This window comes from Flavobacterium suaedae (assembly GCF_014642915.1).
GTDB lineage: Bacteria > Bacteroidota > Bacteroidia > Flavobacteriales > Flavobacteriaceae > Flavobacterium > Flavobacterium suaedae.
Window position 1 is genome coordinate 193,978 of record NZ_BMJE01000007.1, and the last position, 17,469, is coordinate 211,446.

Below are 17,469 nucleotides of genomic sequence, written 5' to 3' on the forward strand. Positions count from 1 at the left end.
CTATATTGGTTTTTTTCTAATTCCTTACTTTAATTTCTTCCTCCAATTCTTCTATAAAAGCAGCTAAATCATCTGTTTCTACATGATCCATCACTACTATTTTATACCATTTGTTAGTAACATCGTGCTTTTGCGGAACAAGGTTAAACTTCTCTGCAATATTTTCAGGGATATATTCAGCATGAATGGTTACAATATTCATGTTTGGTTCTCTGAAATATTCAATATTCATTTCATCAAGCTTTTTACAAAGCCAGTTCGTGCGCATCAGTAAGGTATTTACTTTTTCTGCCCAGCCATGTGGTCCGTAGGTGGTAAGTATTACCCAAACGGCAACAGCATTTGCACCCGAGCGACTTCCGCAGAGTGTTAAGTCCATACCCTCTACATATTCAGCTTCTTTAGTTAACACATTTTCAATGAGCCCTTTCTTACAAACAAAAATTCCTGTTCCGTAGGGTGCCTGCAACATTTTATGAGCATCTATAGTAATAGAACTTACAGCATCATTTTCAAAGTTCATACTGTTTTCTTCATTACTAAAAGGGTATATAAACCCTCCGTAAGCTCCATCAACGTGAAGTTTATAATTAAGGTTATACTTCTCCATTACATCAGTATAATCTTTAATTTCATCAACTGAACCAAACATAGTAGTAGCCATGTTAGCTACTATTATAAAATATTTTTTACCTTCTGTTTGCGCTTTCGCAACTAAACCATCTAAAGCTATTGTGTCAATGCAACGGGTTTTAAAATCAACCGGTGCTTTAAGCCACTCTGTCATTAAAAGGTTAGATCCTTTAGGGATAGAGTAGTGCGTGTCTTCAGAGGCCAGTATTGCTATTTCATCAGCCTTAGCATTATACTTGTTTATAAAGTAGTTACGATAAATCCAAAGGGCTTGTATATTAGCTTCCGTTCCCCCCGGAGAAATATACCCATCAAAATTATCGGCCCCCGCCTTAAATATATCTACTGCTATCATTGACAGTACTTCGCGCTCAATTTCCTGAGTACCTTTAAATGCTTTTTCTGATGTACCGAAAGTGTGACAACCTATATGATTAGGATTTGCTACAAAGGTTTGTAATACAGGAGCATCTGCTAAAAAGGGTGCGTCTTCATTAAAAACCTTTCCGTCTAGTTTTGAAGCAGGGTACCCTAAAGACACATCTGTAGAGAAGTTTACATTCTCGCTTAGTGCCTTTTGTATATGTTCAAGCCTTTTTTGTCTCGTTAATCTTTTCCAGTATTTCATTGCTCTTTGTTTTAATTTGCATGCAAATTAAAGAGTATAAAGGTTTTAAATAAATGATTTATATCATATTTGCCTCTATTGCTGAAATAGTTACTGTTTTATGCTTTTATTTTTGTGTGACTAAAAAGCTTTTTATCACTTCTGTTTTTAGCGGGAATGCAAACACCCGGTATGTATACTTTATTATTTTTTACTATTACAGTATATATTTTTTGAGTGAAAAAACCTTTTACTGTTATTGTTACTATACTTTCTCCTTTTTCGGGTTTATAAATCGCAAACCGCTCTTTAGTTGTTCTTTTCCCATTAATTTCGTACCACAAAGCATTATCAAAATTATACCTGATAATTAAGGTATCTTTACTCTCAACATCTTGCAGATATGTAAAACGGTTTAGCTTAATTGTCCGTTCCATTCTTAACAATATACACATACTCCGCTTTAAAACTTCAGTACGAAACAAAAGAGACATTAGTTTAGTAATATTAAAATTGTAATTTTCGGGAGGGAGTATTTATAGTTGCAATTTAAGCAAGATTAGCTGATTTTTGTTATGAAATGTTGTGTGTCTATACTTTGTCTATAATTATTAACTGAATTTTTATTAATATTTTAACTGTATAGTTTTGATTAGTATATACTTGAACTTCCTTTAAAATAAAAAATCCCTGCTAACAAATTGCAGGGATTTTTTAATGGATTACGCAGTTAAGTGCTATTCTCTTATGAGTTTTATAGTTTTATGACTGCCTGAACTGCTCTGTAGGGTAAGTAAGTACCAACCTGAAGGCAAATTACTCATGTTGATTGCAGTTTGTTTTTCGGTGGTAGTACCGCCTAATATTTTATTTCCTAAAACAGTATGTATAGTATAATTTATTTCCTCTTCGGCTGTAATTATAAAAATATCGGTAACCGGATTTGGGTATATTTCTATACTTTTTTTAGAAAACGAATCATGTAAAAGGGTGGGTTCAACATCTGTACAGTATTGTTCACTTCCGCAACTATTGGTTACAGTAACACAAACATTATAAGTACCACCTTCGCTATAGGTGTAACTCGGGCTTTCTTCAGTTGAAGTATCTCCGTTGCCAAAGTTCCATGAAATACTCTCATAACCGGTAGAGCCTGTATAGGTAAAGTTAACCATTCCGCTGTTTTCATCTTGTGGTGCATACCCGAAAGATGGGGTAGGTAATTCACAATCGCAATTATTACTGCCGTATTTTGCTAAGAAAAAGTCCCAGCCCTGCGCATTTTCTGTTAAGGTATCGTCACCTACATATAACTCAGCATCAAACCTGCCTCCTAAATAATAATTTCCATAACTATCAGCGGTTAGGGTAGTAGCATAGTCAAAAGCACCGAAAGCACCGGTAATTTTATGCATGTCAATCACTTCTCCGTTTTCTTTATTAAAACTGGCAAAGTAAGCATCACTACCGCGATTTTCTTCTGTCTCGTAAGTATACTCGCCCCATTGTACTCCGTTTTCATAACCGGCTACTGCTACTTCGTTTCCGTTTATGGTAATAGCAGTTGCAGGGTACCCTGCACTATTCTGAGTATTTTTAACCCATTGTATGTCGCCACTGCTATTAAATTTTATTAAAACAGGATATTGTCCGTTACTATTATTGTCAGGACCAATAAATTCGCCTGCCATAGTATCTCCGCTATTTGTTTTTCCTGTAACATATATGTTTCCTGAATTATCAAGGCATATATCGTTTATTTGTCCCACTTCATTATTATTGTTTTCGTGTTTCCAGATAAAATTTCCCATATTATCAAACCCTGCTATAAACATGGTGTTTTCTACAGGTATTCCGTTTATAGTAGGTGCTGTAACACTAAAAGGTAAAGAACCTGCTATGTAATAATTACCAAGGGTTTGGCTATACACCATTTTTAAATAAGGGTAACTGCCCGATGTATTAAAATCTATAGGATGAGCACCCGTAAAATTTCCTTCGGAATCATATTTAAAAATAAGCATATTATTTCCTTCTGTTTCATTGTTGTATTCTCCTCCGTATAGTCCGGGAGGGACAAGGCAAAGCCAGTAGCTGTTGCCGTCAGGGTCTGCCTGAAAATCCATAGAGTGACTGTTTGCTAAAGCGTCAATAAAACTTATGTTTTCCGGTTGAGGGAAACGCACCCAAAGTAATGTGCCTTCAGGACTGTATTTAACTAAGAACAAGTTTTGCTTTTCTGTATCTTGTGTAGAAGGTGTACTGGGCAGTACCAAGTCAAAACCCGTTTCTCCTCCAAAATAAGCCTCAGATGTTCTGCTTATTTTACCAACAGCATATATATTTCCATCAGCATCTGTTTGCAGGCGTTGTATTTCGTCATTACCCTCACCACCTATTATTTTAGACCACCTGTAAGTTCCGTTGCAGGAAAAACTGGCTATGGCAAAGTCTTTACCACCATACGCTTCTTTATTTATACCATCTATCTGCAACCCGTTAACACCTACCGGAGCAAGTAAATAGTTGTTCCCTTCACTGTCAGTAACTACTGATGTGGTTTCTTCATTGTTCTGAACATCTTCAAAACTGCCACCACTTTTACCCCACTGCCATGATTGTGCCTGAGTGTTTAAAGAAAAAAGTAAACCTGCTACTAAGCAATAAAAAGCTGTATGCCTTTTATTTAGGTTAAAGTAATTTTTTGTCATAGTTAAAAGTTAATAAGCCGGAGCACTAATGTGCCCCGGCTGGATTAATTATATTACAGAATTTGTTTTTACTCCACAATTAATGCTTGCTGGGTAAGAACGCTTCCGTTAAGTTTCATAATTACAATATACTGTCCGGCAGGGAATCTGCTTAATTCGGCAGACCATGAACCTTTAACATTTTTAAGTTCCTGGCTGTTCATAAGTACACCCATAAGGCTGTATATTTCTATTGTACGGCTATCGCCATCCAAGCTGCTTGCAAAGTCATAATGAACATCAACTTTACCTTGTGCAGGGTTTGGAGATAGTAGTAAGTTTACTTCTTTACCACCTTCTTCTACAGCAAGACGTTTACCACGGTTAGGGCAGTCAGGGAAGTCATATTTTCTCATAAGGAAGCAATACTTGCCCTCTATTGTTGTTTCGAATAATATTTCTACACTTCCTCCTGCAGAACCTGTAGGAATCATTATTACAGAATATACGTTTCCTCCTGGTGCTGCCGTTATTGATGATGGTATAAATATACCGTCTCCGTTAGGTGCTGTTATTGTGATTTGGATAGGGAACGGGAATGGGTTATCTATAAAGAAGTCTACCGCATAGTAACAATATCCTTTCTTATCATCGTAAATAGGTTTAATGTCTTTTACTTCAACCTTGAATCTACATTCACGACATCTTTCGCTGATTTCTATATTAACATCACCACTTTCCTTATCACAATAACCGTTATCTAATACTAAGCTATAAGTACCTGAACCGTATGTGCCAAGATTTACAGGAGCAACAAGACTATTACTTCCAGACATTATATCGTTTCCGTTTCTGTACCACACCCATTTCTCATATGGTGTGTTCGGACCTGAAAGTATAGAAGCATCCTGAAGGAACTGCTCACAAATACTGTAACAACCTGTTGGTACAGTCCAGAAGTGAATAGCAGGATCATAAGGTACATCTATATTACGGGTAGATGAACATCCTGATTCGTTGGTGTACCTTACTTGGTACGGACCTCCTTGGTTTACATATATAATATTTCCATCCATACCGTTACTCCATGTAAATGTACCGGGAGCGGAAGCTGTAGCTTCAAGCTTAAACACGTATGGATCACAACTTATAAGTGTTCTGGTTATACTTGGTGGTAATGGTAATGGGTTAATAGTTACAGTATGCGTATCGCTATTTGTACAGTAACCACCATTTCCGTCAGGTATTTGTGCAACAACCTCGTAAGTATATGTTCCTGTAACAGACTGTGTTTCTGTTATACTAACTTGGTTGTTATACCCAGGCTGAAGTGTACCGTTTCTATACCAACGGTATTCTGTAGTTGGGTCACCCTGGTCTGTAGTAAGTGTATACTCTTCATATAAACATACTTCATCAGGACCATCAATATTAGCAGCCGGCGGCTTAATAAATGTTACTGTTTCTCGGTCAGTTTCATAAGTACAGCCGTTAGCACTTTCTACTTTAACCCAATAACTACCTCCTGCGGTTGCAGTATAAGTAACAGATGGGAAAGTTGTAGTTGCTACTAAAGTACTACCCCTCATCCACTTAAGTGTTTGCGGAGTAATAGACCCTGTATTTGTATAGGTAAGCGTAATTGTAGAACCTTCACATGCTGATGTTCCTCCGCTTAGTACACCTTGTAAATTGTTAGGTGTTACAGTTATATTCTGAGTAACTGTAGAGGAACAACCGTACTGATTAGTAACTGTAAGTGTAACAGGGTAAGTGCTATCTGGGTTATATACTCTTTCAGGTTCTACCTGTAAGTTAGGTACTCCGGGTTCAAGCTCCCATGCGTAAGTATAATCAGGATTTATAGTAGTAGGGTGGAAACTTATAACTGCATCTTCACATCGTGGTGCATCATGTGTAAAGTTAGCATCAGGCATATTTGGTAAAACTAAACTAACAGATGGTGTACTGCAAGCAGGGTAACCACTACCTTGTATAGTTAAATCAAGTGTATATGTACCAGGTGCAAGTGTTACTGTTTCAGAATTTGAAGTACCTGAGCCTTGTTGGTTCCCGTTTACATAGAAATCCCATGATGTAATTGGTGTAGATGGGAAATAGTTAGAGTTATCAAGCAGAGTAACATCATATGTGCCCGGTGTGCTGCCACAAGTAACACTATATCTCAGTTCCGGTATATAGGGTACTGTTACTGTTGTGCTACGGGTTGTAGTACAACTACCGTAAGTTGCTCTGTAATAAATAGTATATTGTCCTGCTTCGCTGTATACAAATGTACCTGTAGTATTATTTGTAGTTTGAGAGTCAGGAATTGATGGAGTAATCCATGTAATATCATCCGGTGTTGGAGATGCACTACCTGTTGCTGTAATTGTACCACAGTTATTAACTGCCGATACTGATACAGTAGGGGTCGGGGTTATTGTACAAGGGTTACCGCCACAATTTCCTTCATATCTTACAGTGTTTGTAGTAGTTGTACAATAGTCAGGTGCCGGTCCTGTAACTACAGCGTAATATGAACCGTAGCTTGTAACTACAATGTCCGGATCCATATTTGGTCCCTGTATTGATGTGCCGTTTCTAAACCATTCAATACTTGTAATACCACTTAACCCGCCTTGAATGTTTACCGTTACAGTTTCGTTTAGTGAAGATTCAGGGCATATTTTATATCTTCCTGCCGGAGTAATACTTGCTACAGGAGCAGGAATTACATTTATAGTATGGTTTAAAACCAAAGGAGTAAGACAGCCGTTTGGTCCGTCAATAGTAGCAGTTACAGTATGGCTTACTGAAGGGCCTCCTGTATTGCTGTAGTTATGGCTTACACTTAACCCGCCCGGAGCATAAGTTGTCACTTCAGGAGAACCATCTCCGAAATTCCATGTTATAGTACCACTTGTAAGTCCTGAACTAAGCTGGAAGTTAGCAGTGTTACCGGCACATATTTGTGCAGGTGCACTAACAAAACTAACGCTAGGTGTAGTTAACACATCTACTAAAAACTCCTGTGTATACGTTTGTCCGCATTTTTCAACCGCTACAATAACCTTAGCGCCAGGATAGTTAAACTGGTTCCAAAGTATTTCAGCTTGTGTAGTTCCTTGTCCGCTACTAACACTACCTACTGTAGCAGGGTCAACACTCCATGTATAAGTGTCGCCATCAGTAAAGTCTACTTCATAGTTTTCATAGCTACTGGCACATACTACATTAGAACCATCTATATTTAATGTTATGTTTGGAGCAGTAACTGTTTTTGAAATTTTATTTGAAGGACAATTCGGCTCTTTTTTACTTTCTCTCCATGCTCTTACAATATAAGGTCCCGGACCGGTAAATGTAACTGAAATCGCATCTCCGTAAGAGCTACCGTTAATAGTTCCGTTTACAACTTCCCAGCCGATTACAGTACCGGGAACGGTATTTAAAACGAAATAATCTATAGGAGTTCCTGCGCATGCCTCATCAGGACCTATTATCGCATCAGGAGCAGGTTCTTTATCAACTACGGTAATTTTATATGCTTCCGGTTCACAGAAAGTACTTCCTGTTACAGAAAGGCTGTACTGCCCTAAGGTATTAAATGTATTACTGAATGAGTTACCCGAACCTGTAACAGTACCGCCCGGTCCTGTTAATACCCAGTTACCGCTATAACCGGCAGGAAGGTTGTATACTTCGTTACTGTTTAAGCATACAGCATCCGGTCCTGAAATTTCAACACGAGGTCTAATGCTTATAGTTAATGTTGCTGTACCACCACAGTTTAATAATGTGTTAGTATATGTAGCATTTAATACTACAGTACCCGCATTACTATCTGTTTGTAAAACAATTTCATTTCTGTTCTGGTTCTCTATAATGGTAGCACCTGTGCTTCCGCTTGCAAGCGTCCAGTTAAAGTCAGTAGAAGGCCATTGTGGTAACTTGTATACGTACTGACCGTTAGTACAAACTACTGTTTCACCATCAATAAATCCGTTGTTTTTAACCACAGGAACTTTAATAGTAAATGGTCCTTTACAAGGTATCTCACAGTCAGAGCCATCAAATATTATATACCCAAAGCCGCTGTCGTCTACATTATCCCATACTACATCAATAGTAGGTCCGTTTGGATTAGACGAAGGAGAAAAGTTTCCTCCTATAATATGCCAATTAAAGGCATGGCATTTTTCGGCAATGTAGTCAGGTACAGAATAAGTAGCAACTTCGCCTTCACAAACTACACTGGGACACTCAATTTCAAAGCCCCCTTCTACAACTTCTACCTTCATGGAGTAAGTAGAAGTACAGTTACAAAGGTTTGTTACTGTAAGTGTTACTTCATACCCTCCGGTGTTCATATACTGGTGTGAAGGCTCAAATTCCGATGATGTTGTACCGTCACCAAAATCCCAATAGTAGGACATTAATGCAGTACCACCGTTAGTGTTAGAAAGGTTAACGAATTCGTGTACGTCTTCAAGACATACCTCCACAATTTGTTTGCTGGTATCCGGCATTAAACCAAATAACGCCTCAGGCGAGGTAATGATTTCAATACAAACCTCTTCTTCATACACTTGGGTGCCGTCAGTAACAGTTGCACTTACAGAGCCCCATCCGGCACTGCCCCAGTCTACTACACATTGTGTAATATTAGAGCTTACTACAGTACCGCCGGATACATTCCATGTAGTGTTGGTCCAGGTACTGCTGTTACCCGTTAAGGTATAGGTAACGGTACTGCCTTCGCATACGCGAACACAGTCACCATCTACAATTTCTTCTTCGACAAATTTTTCTCTTTTGTCATCATAAACGAGACATCCTGTCTCTGAATCCCATGTAATTGTGATTGCTTGCTGAGCGTAGGTTTTGCCCGCAAAGGTCATTAGCCCAAAGAGGGCGCACAAAAACAGCATACACTGCCGTTTTCGTGAAATAACGTCATGTTTTTTCATGAAAATAATAATTTAGTTGGACAATTATTTTATGTGTAATCGTTTATAAAAATAAATATTATGATATAAAGTAAAAAACACAAAATTGTGAATATTCTTCATAAATTTTATTAAAAATGCTTTTTCTTTAAGCTTAGTAGGGGTTAAGCTTAGTTATAACATTTTAATGTTATATTGTTATATTTTTATAAAACAAAATGTTTTTTGTTTTTTATTGAAGTTTTATTTTTCGGTTTTTAATATTTAAACGTCTGATATTCAGTAAGTATTATTGTTTCGAATTTAATTTTCACCTTCTTTTTCGTTAAGGTATTTCCAATATCGTTTTGGTACGTGTTGTAAATGCAGTTTTGTGTTTTTTCGTTCGGGAATGTTGGTGCTCTTAAAGTAATCTTTCCATAAAGTAGATGAAAGTAGCTCTGTCTCATCTATTACCTCTTCAGGTAATTTTATTTTAGATGTATTTATTCCTGCTATAAATTCGTAATTAATTTGGGTTACGGTTTTTAAATTATAATATAAGCCGTACTCTCGTTTTATGTCGTAAATTACCCAGTGTTGGTCTGCATATCTTTCTTTAAAAAAAGTAGCTATTAACGGGAGTACATTAAAATCGGGCTCAATAGGAGCGTAATAAACATTATCCGCTGTTTTCTGAAAGCGTATAAAAGCTTTCATTCGATGCTTTTCCCGGTCTACTTTTCGGGTTGCATTAGCAATAGCTAAAACATAAGGGTTCCCAAAGTTATGTTCTGCACCTTTAGGGTTGTCAAAAATATAACGGGCAAAGTCAAATAGTTTTTGTAAAACCTCAGGCTGTTCAGATAGGTATGCTTTATAAAACATTTCTAAACCTTGTTTAGATAATTTTTTTTCAAGTCCCTTCCATACCCGTTCCGCTTTAGTATCATCAGTATATACTAGAGTGCTTTCATCTAAAAGTGCCGGTTGGTGATATTTTTGCCATACCAGTTTTACTGTTTTTGGTTTACGCTCGTAAAACTCGAAAACAGCAGATAGTAAACCATTAAATGAACCATCGAAAACAAAAATTATCATTCCTAAAAAAGACTGAGTTGGTTTTGTGCTATTTTTAAATATTTGCTATTACTTTCGGCTAAAATTTGATTCTTTATAATTAACGGGTCAGGCTCGTTAAGTGAGTATGGGGAATCAGCACATTTTATAAAGTGTTTGGCTCGGTTATAAGCAATTCCAAGTTTTTGAAGTTGGTAGCTGCGTAGCCTGCCAAACTTTCGTGCCTGAACTATTTTTTTTGCTGAGGTTACACCAATGCCGGGAATTCGGAGTATTAAATTATAGTCAGCTTTATTAATATCAACAGGAAAATGCTCCATATTTCGTAATGCCCAGCTTAATTTTGGGTCTATATCGGTGTCCAGGTGTGGGTTGTTAGGGTTAAGCAATTCCCTTACATCATAACCGTAAAAACGCATTAACCAGTCTGTTTGGTATAATCTGTTTTCACGTAATAAAGGAGGTTGGCTGCCTATGGCGGGCATACGGTTATCGTGGCTTATGGGTATGTAGCCGGAATAGTATACCCGCTTAAGACTGAAGTTTTTGTAGTAAGTAGCAGCACTATACATGATTTCCATATCTGTTTCAGGTGTTGCGCCTATAACCATTTGGGTGCTTTGCCCTGCGGGTACAAATTTTGGAGTACTTTTAATAATACCTGTTTTCTTTTCGTTTTTATATTGTGTTATAGTGTTTTGAATGTAGCCTAACGGTTTTTTTACATCTTCATGCGATTTATCCGGAGCTAAAAGCTTAAGCCCTGTTTCTGTTGGCATTTCCAGATTAATACTCATTCGGTCTGCATACAAACCAGCTTCTTTAAGCAGTTCTTCGCTGGCACCTGGTATAGTTTTAAGGTGTATATAGCCGTTAAAGCGTTCTTCGGTACGTAGTTTTTTTACTATTCTAACTAAGCGTTCCATAGTAAAATCGGCATTTTTAAATATACCTGAACTTAAAAATAAACCTTCAATATAGTTACGGCGATAAAAATTCATAGTAAGTTCTACTACTTCCTGAACGGTAAATGCAGCTCTTTTTACATCATTACTTTTTCGCGAAACGCAAAAAGCACAATCATATATACAATGGTTGGTAAGTAGTATTTTTAATAAAGACACACATCTGCCATCTTCTGTATAGGTATGGCAAATACCATTACTACTGTTACCTATGCCTTTGTTAGTGTTTTTTCGGTTGCCTCCGCTGCTTGAACATGAAACATCATATTTTGCTGCATCGGCTAAAATACTTAGCTTTTCTCTTATTCTGTCAAACATAATAGTATTATTTTCTTCAAAAATAAGAAAATAATCTTAGTTAATCTATAGTTAACGATTTAATAAATCACTAAGGTTAGGGAATTTTGTTATTTAGCTGTTATAATTGTGTATTGTCGATTTTACTGGGTGTTAAATGGTGTAATGGCTAGCTTTGCGCTTTAACAAAGCGCTTTAGTATTTAAATGGTGAATTTTTGTTATTGGCACAGAGTTGTTAATTTTTTCAGAAAAAACATTAACTTAGGTTACAATTGTAAGGTTAATACAACTATTTCGCCGAAATTTAGCCAAAACTCACTGGGAAAGGCAGTTATAGTATTTAGTTATATATTTGCCGCTCGTAAAATCTCAGGTAGACAATAAAAACATTATGTTAGGGGGGTAGGGTGCTAAAGCCCTACCTAATATATAAATTAGGTGTATAAATAAATTATGAAAAGAAGTTTACTCTTTTTAGCAGTTTTAGTTTGTTCTTTAAACGTTTTTTCACAGGGTATATCGGTTACGCCGCACCCTCAGAATAACGCTGCGGCAAACAATCAATTAGTTAACAATACCTTGCTGAATTATTCTTGTTTGGCTCAGGTTTCTAATGTTACTAAAAGTACAGGAACTGATTTTGGTTACTCACAAGGTAATGGTATTGGTACGTTTAACAACACTAATGGTGCTTTTCCTTATGGCTCCGGTGCATTATTAACTTCCGGTAACGCGGTTGGGGCACAAGGCCCTAATACTAATACATCCAGTTTTAGTTCACCTGCATGGGTTGGAGATGCAGATATAAGTACAATTCTTGGTATAAACTCTAAAAATGCCACCGTACTTGAGTTTGATTTTATCCCGGCAAATTCTACTTTTTCTATAGAATACATTTTTGCTTCAGAGGAATATGGTCAGTACCAATGTGAGTCTAACGACGGTGTGATTATATTGCTTACTAATACAACAGCAGGTACACCAACACAAAACGTAGCTGTTTTACCAAACGGAGATCCTGTTTCTGTAGGTAATATAAGAGACATGATAAACAACTCTGATTGTACTTCAGTTAATCCTGAGTATTTCGGAACTTTTTACGGGGGTGGAGCAGGAGCAACGGCACCAATAAATTATGAGGGACGTACAGTTGAACTTACAGCTAATGCGACTTTAGTGCCGGGTGATACTTATCATCTAAAAATAGTAGTAGCTGATGATGGTGATACTGACGGAACTGATGGGGAGTATGACTCTGCAGTATTTTTCCCTCAGGGAGGTTTTAATTTAGGGCAGGTAGTATTAGGTTTAGATTTAACATCTAATAATAATACAGCATTATGTGAAGGAGATACCTTTACACTTGATACAGGACTTAGTGATAATGAATCAGACTATACATTTGCTTGGACAAGAAATAATAACCCTATACCGGGCGGTGCTGTTATAACAGGTGACGAACCGGGTACTTATGCCGTTGAGGTAACTTTAAACGGAACAAGTTGTACTACATCCCAAGATATAGTAATAGAATATGTTTCCCAATTAACTCCGGGAGCACCAAATGATTTATACGCATGTAATGATGGAAGTGCCTCGTATACCTATGATTTATCACAAAATACACCTGTTGTAAAACAAGGGCTGCCACCAGCAACTATAGTAACCTATCACGCTACTGAAACAGAGGCAAATGATGGTACAGGAGGGCTTGGTACAACTTATAATAGCCCGGCAGGTGAAACAGTGTGGGTGAGGGTAAAAAGCCATAACAGTAGTTGTTATGTTATTATGCCTTTTGACTTATTAACAGTTGAAGCGCCTACTGCAAATCAACCTACTGATTTAATGAATTGTGAAGAAACTCAAGGTTCGGGAGAAGCAATTTTTGATCTTTCAATATTAAACGGAACAATATTAGGGTTGCAACCTGTAAATGAAAATACAATACTATATTATACATCTCAGCAAGATGCTGATGACGCTGTAGATCATATAGAGAATCCGAGTGGTTATGTGGGTACAACCCAAACAATATATGCACGTGTACAAAGAAACTCTAATGAAGACTGTTATAGTGTTACTTCATTTGAACTTACGGTAGTGCCACTACCTGATTTAGAACAACCTGATGATGTTTTTGCTTGTAACAGTTATATATTACCTGCCCTTACCACAGGGAGTTATTATACAGGAACAGGAGGAACAGGAAGTATGATTGCTGAGGGAGAGGAAATAATAGCTTCACAAACTATATATATATATGCTGAAAACCAGCAGGGAAGTACTACATGTGCCAGCCAGGTAGAGTTTGATATTGAGATAGTCTCGGTAACTTCAACTCCTGAAGATGTTTCAGTTTGTGGTAGTTATACTCTGCCCGATCTTCCTTCAGGACAGTTTTATTATAACGGTCCTGATGGTACAGGAGGAGAAATTCCCGAAGGAACTGAAATAACTGCTACACAAGTTGTTTATTTCTATATACCTACAGCAGCAGAATGTACAGGAGACAGTAGTTTTACTGTAACAATAACAGAAGAGCCGGTTATTAGTAATCCTGGAGATATTGAAGAATGTGGTTCTTATATATTACCTGTGTTACCTGCAGACCAAAACTACTATACTGAAGCAAACGGAGGTGGGACACAACTTACAGGAGGGACTGAGGTAACTACCAGTCAAACAATTTATATATATGCTGAAAATACAAATAACCCTGCCTGTAATGCAGAGGAAAGTTTTGAAGTAGTAATAAACGATTTCCAAATAGATGAAATTTTAGATGTTACCCGATGCGGTACTTATGTACTACCTGAGCTTACAGTAGGTAGTTATTATACAGGAGCTGGTGGTACCGGTACACAGCTTGCAGAAGGGACTGTTCTAACATCTTCACAAACTATATATGTATATGCGTCAAGTTCAGATGGAGCTTGTTCTGATGAGGAAAGTTTTGAGTTGACAATAAATCCTTTACCTGTTATAGATTTTATTCCGAACGTTACTACATGTACGAGTTATATTTTGCCTGATAACTTACCTTCCGGAGCTAATTATTACACTCAGTCAGGAGGGCAGGGGAATATAATTCCTCCGGGCACCGAAATAACAGCTTCACAAACAATATATGCTTGGGCTACTAATTCTTTTGGCTGTGCAAGGCAACGTATTTTTCAGGTTGTTATAATAGAAGCCGATGATTATAACCCGGGTTATATAGAGGTGTGTGAAAATGACGGATATGAATTAGCAGCAATTCCTGCAGGGGGGTATTATACTCAGTCAGGAGGGGAAGGTACACAGCTTTCTCCGGGTACGGTCATTACAACTTCACAAACAATATTTATATATATAGAATCTACACAAGCACCATTTTGTAGTGACGAATCCAGTTTTGAAGTAGTAGTGTATCCTTCACCGAATTTAGATTTTATTCCTGATGTTGTTGCTTGTGGTAGTTATACTTTACCGCCATTAAATGCAGAAAGTAATTATTATACTGATCCTTTAGGGACAGGTACTTTATTGCCGGAGGGAACAGAATTAACTGAAAGTGATTTTATATATGTTTACTCAGAAGCAGGAGGTACATTAAACTGTACGGCTCAGCAGAGTGTAAATATAACAATCATAAATGGTTCTCTTGCTCCTGAAGATGTTGATGCTTGTGATAGTTATGAATTGCCTGAATTGGATTTAGGGGATTATTATACACAACCTGGGGGAGGGGGAACACAGCTTGCACCGGGAACAGAAATTACTACTACCCAAATAATATATGTGTATGTAGAAGTGACTTCTGGAGCTAACTGTACCAATAATGATAACTTTACAGTAACAATAACCAACACTCCTAGTGTCGATGGTCCTGAAGATGTATTTTCATGTGTGGAATATACCTTGCCGCCATTATCAAATGGAAACTATTATACAGGAGCAGATGGTACAGGTACAATGCTTAACGCAGGAGACATAATTACGGAAGATACAACTTTATATGTGTATTCTGTTAATTCTGATAATCCTAACTGTTTTGCAAATAACAGTTTTGATATAGTAATTAGTGACTTTGAACTTGAAGAGTTTGAAGATGTTGAGGTTTGTGAGTCAGGTTACGTATTACCGGCTTTAACTATAGGGAACTATTATACAGAACCAGGTGGAACAGGAACGCAGCTTTTTGCAGGAGATGTAATAGATACAGACCAGACAATTTATGTTTACGCAACTACCAATACAACTCCCGTATGTACAGATGAGGAAAGTTTTACAGTAACGATTAAACCTTCTCCTGATATTGATACTCCGGGTAATGTAGGTTCTTGTGGCACATATACACTGCCTGCGCTTTCTGTAGGAGAATATTATACAGGACCTGGCGGTACCGGTACTCAACTTGCAGAAGGACAAGTAATAAGTGGAACTACAGATGTTTATGTATATGCAGAAACAGGGGGAGATCCTAATTGTGCTGCAGAACATATGTTTACAGTGTTTATTAACCCTCAGGCACCTGTTGATGTAACAACCTGTGATAGCTATGAGTTACCGGAGTTACCTGTAGGAAATTATTATACAGGTCCTGCAGGAACAGGCACACAGCTTTTTGCAGGAGATAATATAACAACAACACAGGATATTTATGTTTATATAGAAATGAATTCCCCTGTAAACTGTACAGATAATAACTTTTTTACAGTAACTATAAACAATACGCCTGTACTTGCACCTGTACCTGTTTTGGATGCAATGTGTGATTCTTATGAGTTACCTGAAATCTTAGTAGGAAATTATTATACTGAGCCGAATGGTCAAGGAACATTATTAAATGCAGGTGAATTAATTACATCAACTCAAACAGTATATGTATATGCAGAAACAGGAACGACTCCAAACTGTGCAATAGAAGATAGTTTTGATGTAGTAATATATGATACTCCTATTGTAGATGCCCGTTCTACTGTAGAAAGATGTGATGAATATATACTAGATGCATTAGTGGTAGGTGATTATTACTTACTTTCAGGAGGACCTAATGTTGCAGGGCAACAGCAGTTCTTTGAAGGAGATGTGATAACCGATTCTATGACAATGTATATTTATGCAGAATCGGGAACTACACCAAACTGTTTTAGTGAAAATAGTTTTGATATAGATATATACAGTATTACCGCTGATAATCCTGAGGATGGTGCAGTATCCGCATGTGATAGTTATACGCTGCCCGAATTAGAAATAGGAGATTACTATGAATTGCCGGGAGGTCCTGATGAGCCTGGTCAGGTACTGCTTGAAGCAGGTGATATAATAACAGCTTCACAAACTCTTTACGTATATGCTGAATTAGGAGGAAGAGTAAACTGTAATGATGAGAATGAATTTGTAATAACAATATTCGAAACCCCTCAGGTAGATACTTCAATACAGGATGTTACAGAATGTTTTGAATATGAGCTTCCGCCACTTGCAGTAGGTAATTATTACACGGGTACAGGGGGTACAGGAACAATGCTTAACGCAGGCGATATAATTACATCATCACAAATAGTATATGTATATGCAGCTACAGGAGATGATGAGGTAACCTGTGCAACAGAGCATAGTTTCGGAATAACTATAAATTCAATATATGTTGACGAGATAGCAGATTTCCCTTCATGTGATAACTATGTATTAGAGCCACTTGCAGTAGGTAATTATTACACAGGTCAGGGAGGTACAGGCACAATGTTACCAGCCGGAACAGTAATAACAGAAACATCTCTTATATATATATACGGAGAAACAAATACAAACCCTGTTTGTACAAGCGAAAGTGATTTCGTAGTAACCATAGTAAATACACCAACCTTTAATCAACCTGCACCATTATATGTTTGTGGTATTGATGATTTAGGACATGGAATATTCGATCTAGACCCTGCAGTACAGGAGGCGTTAGCAGGTCAGCCAAATGTATCAGCATCAGTACATGAAACAATGATTGATGCAGACTTTAATAATGATCCTATACAAAATACATCAGCCTATGCCAATGTGCAAGCTAATGTTCAAACAGTGTATATAAGAATACAATCAGATATATTAAATACTTGTTATACAGTAGTAGAGCTACAGTTAAATGTAAATCCTCGTCCGCAAGCTTCAACACCCACCGACTACGAGCTGTGCGACAACGGCAGTGACGACACCGACGGAGAGGCAATCTTTGACCTAACCATCAAAGACGGAGAAGTACTCGGCACCGATTTAGACCCTGGT

General features: G+C 37.4%; 7 protein-coding genes. 1 reads left to right on the plus strand and 6 read right to left on the minus strand.

The window, feature by feature from the left end; genetic code table 11:
* Nucleotides 1-16 precede the first annotated feature (16 nt).
* The 6 genes from IEW45_RS13365 to IEW45_RS13390 form a co-directional block, all read right to left on the minus strand.
* The gene (locus tag IEW45_RS13365; RefSeq protein ID WP_188621766.1) at nucleotides 17-1,261 is read right to left on the minus strand and encodes a pyridoxal phosphate-dependent decarboxylase family protein; all 1,245 of its coding nucleotides are present in this window, start codon (nucleotides 1,259-1,261) and stop codon (nucleotides 17-19) included.
* Between the two features lie 98 nt (nucleotides 1,262-1,359).
* The gene (locus IEW45_RS13370; protein WP_188621767.1) at nucleotides 1,360-1,677 is read right to left on the minus strand and encodes a hypothetical protein; all 318 of its coding nucleotides are present in this window, start codon (nucleotides 1,675-1,677) and stop codon (nucleotides 1,360-1,362) included.
* 300 nt (nucleotides 1,678-1,977) lie between these two features.
* Nucleotides 1,978-3,951 (minus strand): T9SS type A sorting domain-containing protein, encoded by a 1,974-nt coding sequence (locus tag IEW45_RS13375; RefSeq protein ID WP_188621768.1) that lies wholly within the window; start codon nucleotides 3,949-3,951, stop codon nucleotides 1,978-1,980.
* 68 nt (nucleotides 3,952-4,019) lie between these two features.
* Nucleotides 4,020-8,903 (minus strand): PKD domain-containing protein, encoded by a 4,884-nt coding sequence (locus IEW45_RS13380; protein WP_188621769.1) that lies wholly within the window; start codon nucleotides 8,901-8,903, stop codon nucleotides 4,020-4,022.
* 282 nt (nucleotides 8,904-9,185) lie between these two features.
* Entirely contained in the window at nucleotides 9,186-9,962 is a 777-nt protein-coding gene (locus IEW45_RS13385) for a TIGR03915 family putative DNA repair protein (protein WP_188621770.1), read from the minus strand.
* 2 nt (nucleotides 9,963-9,964) lie between these two features.
* Nucleotides 9,965-11,227 (minus strand): putative DNA modification/repair radical SAM protein, encoded by a 1,263-nt coding sequence (locus tag IEW45_RS13390; protein ID WP_229665955.1) that lies wholly within the window; start codon nucleotides 11,225-11,227, stop codon nucleotides 9,965-9,967.
* Nucleotides 11,228-11,658: 431 nt separating this feature from the next.
* Here IEW45_RS13390 and IEW45_RS13395 point away from each other — a divergent pair.
* A partial coding sequence (locus IEW45_RS13395) for an FIDD domain-containing protein (protein WP_188621772.1) occupies nucleotides 11,659-17,469 on the plus strand: 5,811 nt, incomplete at its 3' end.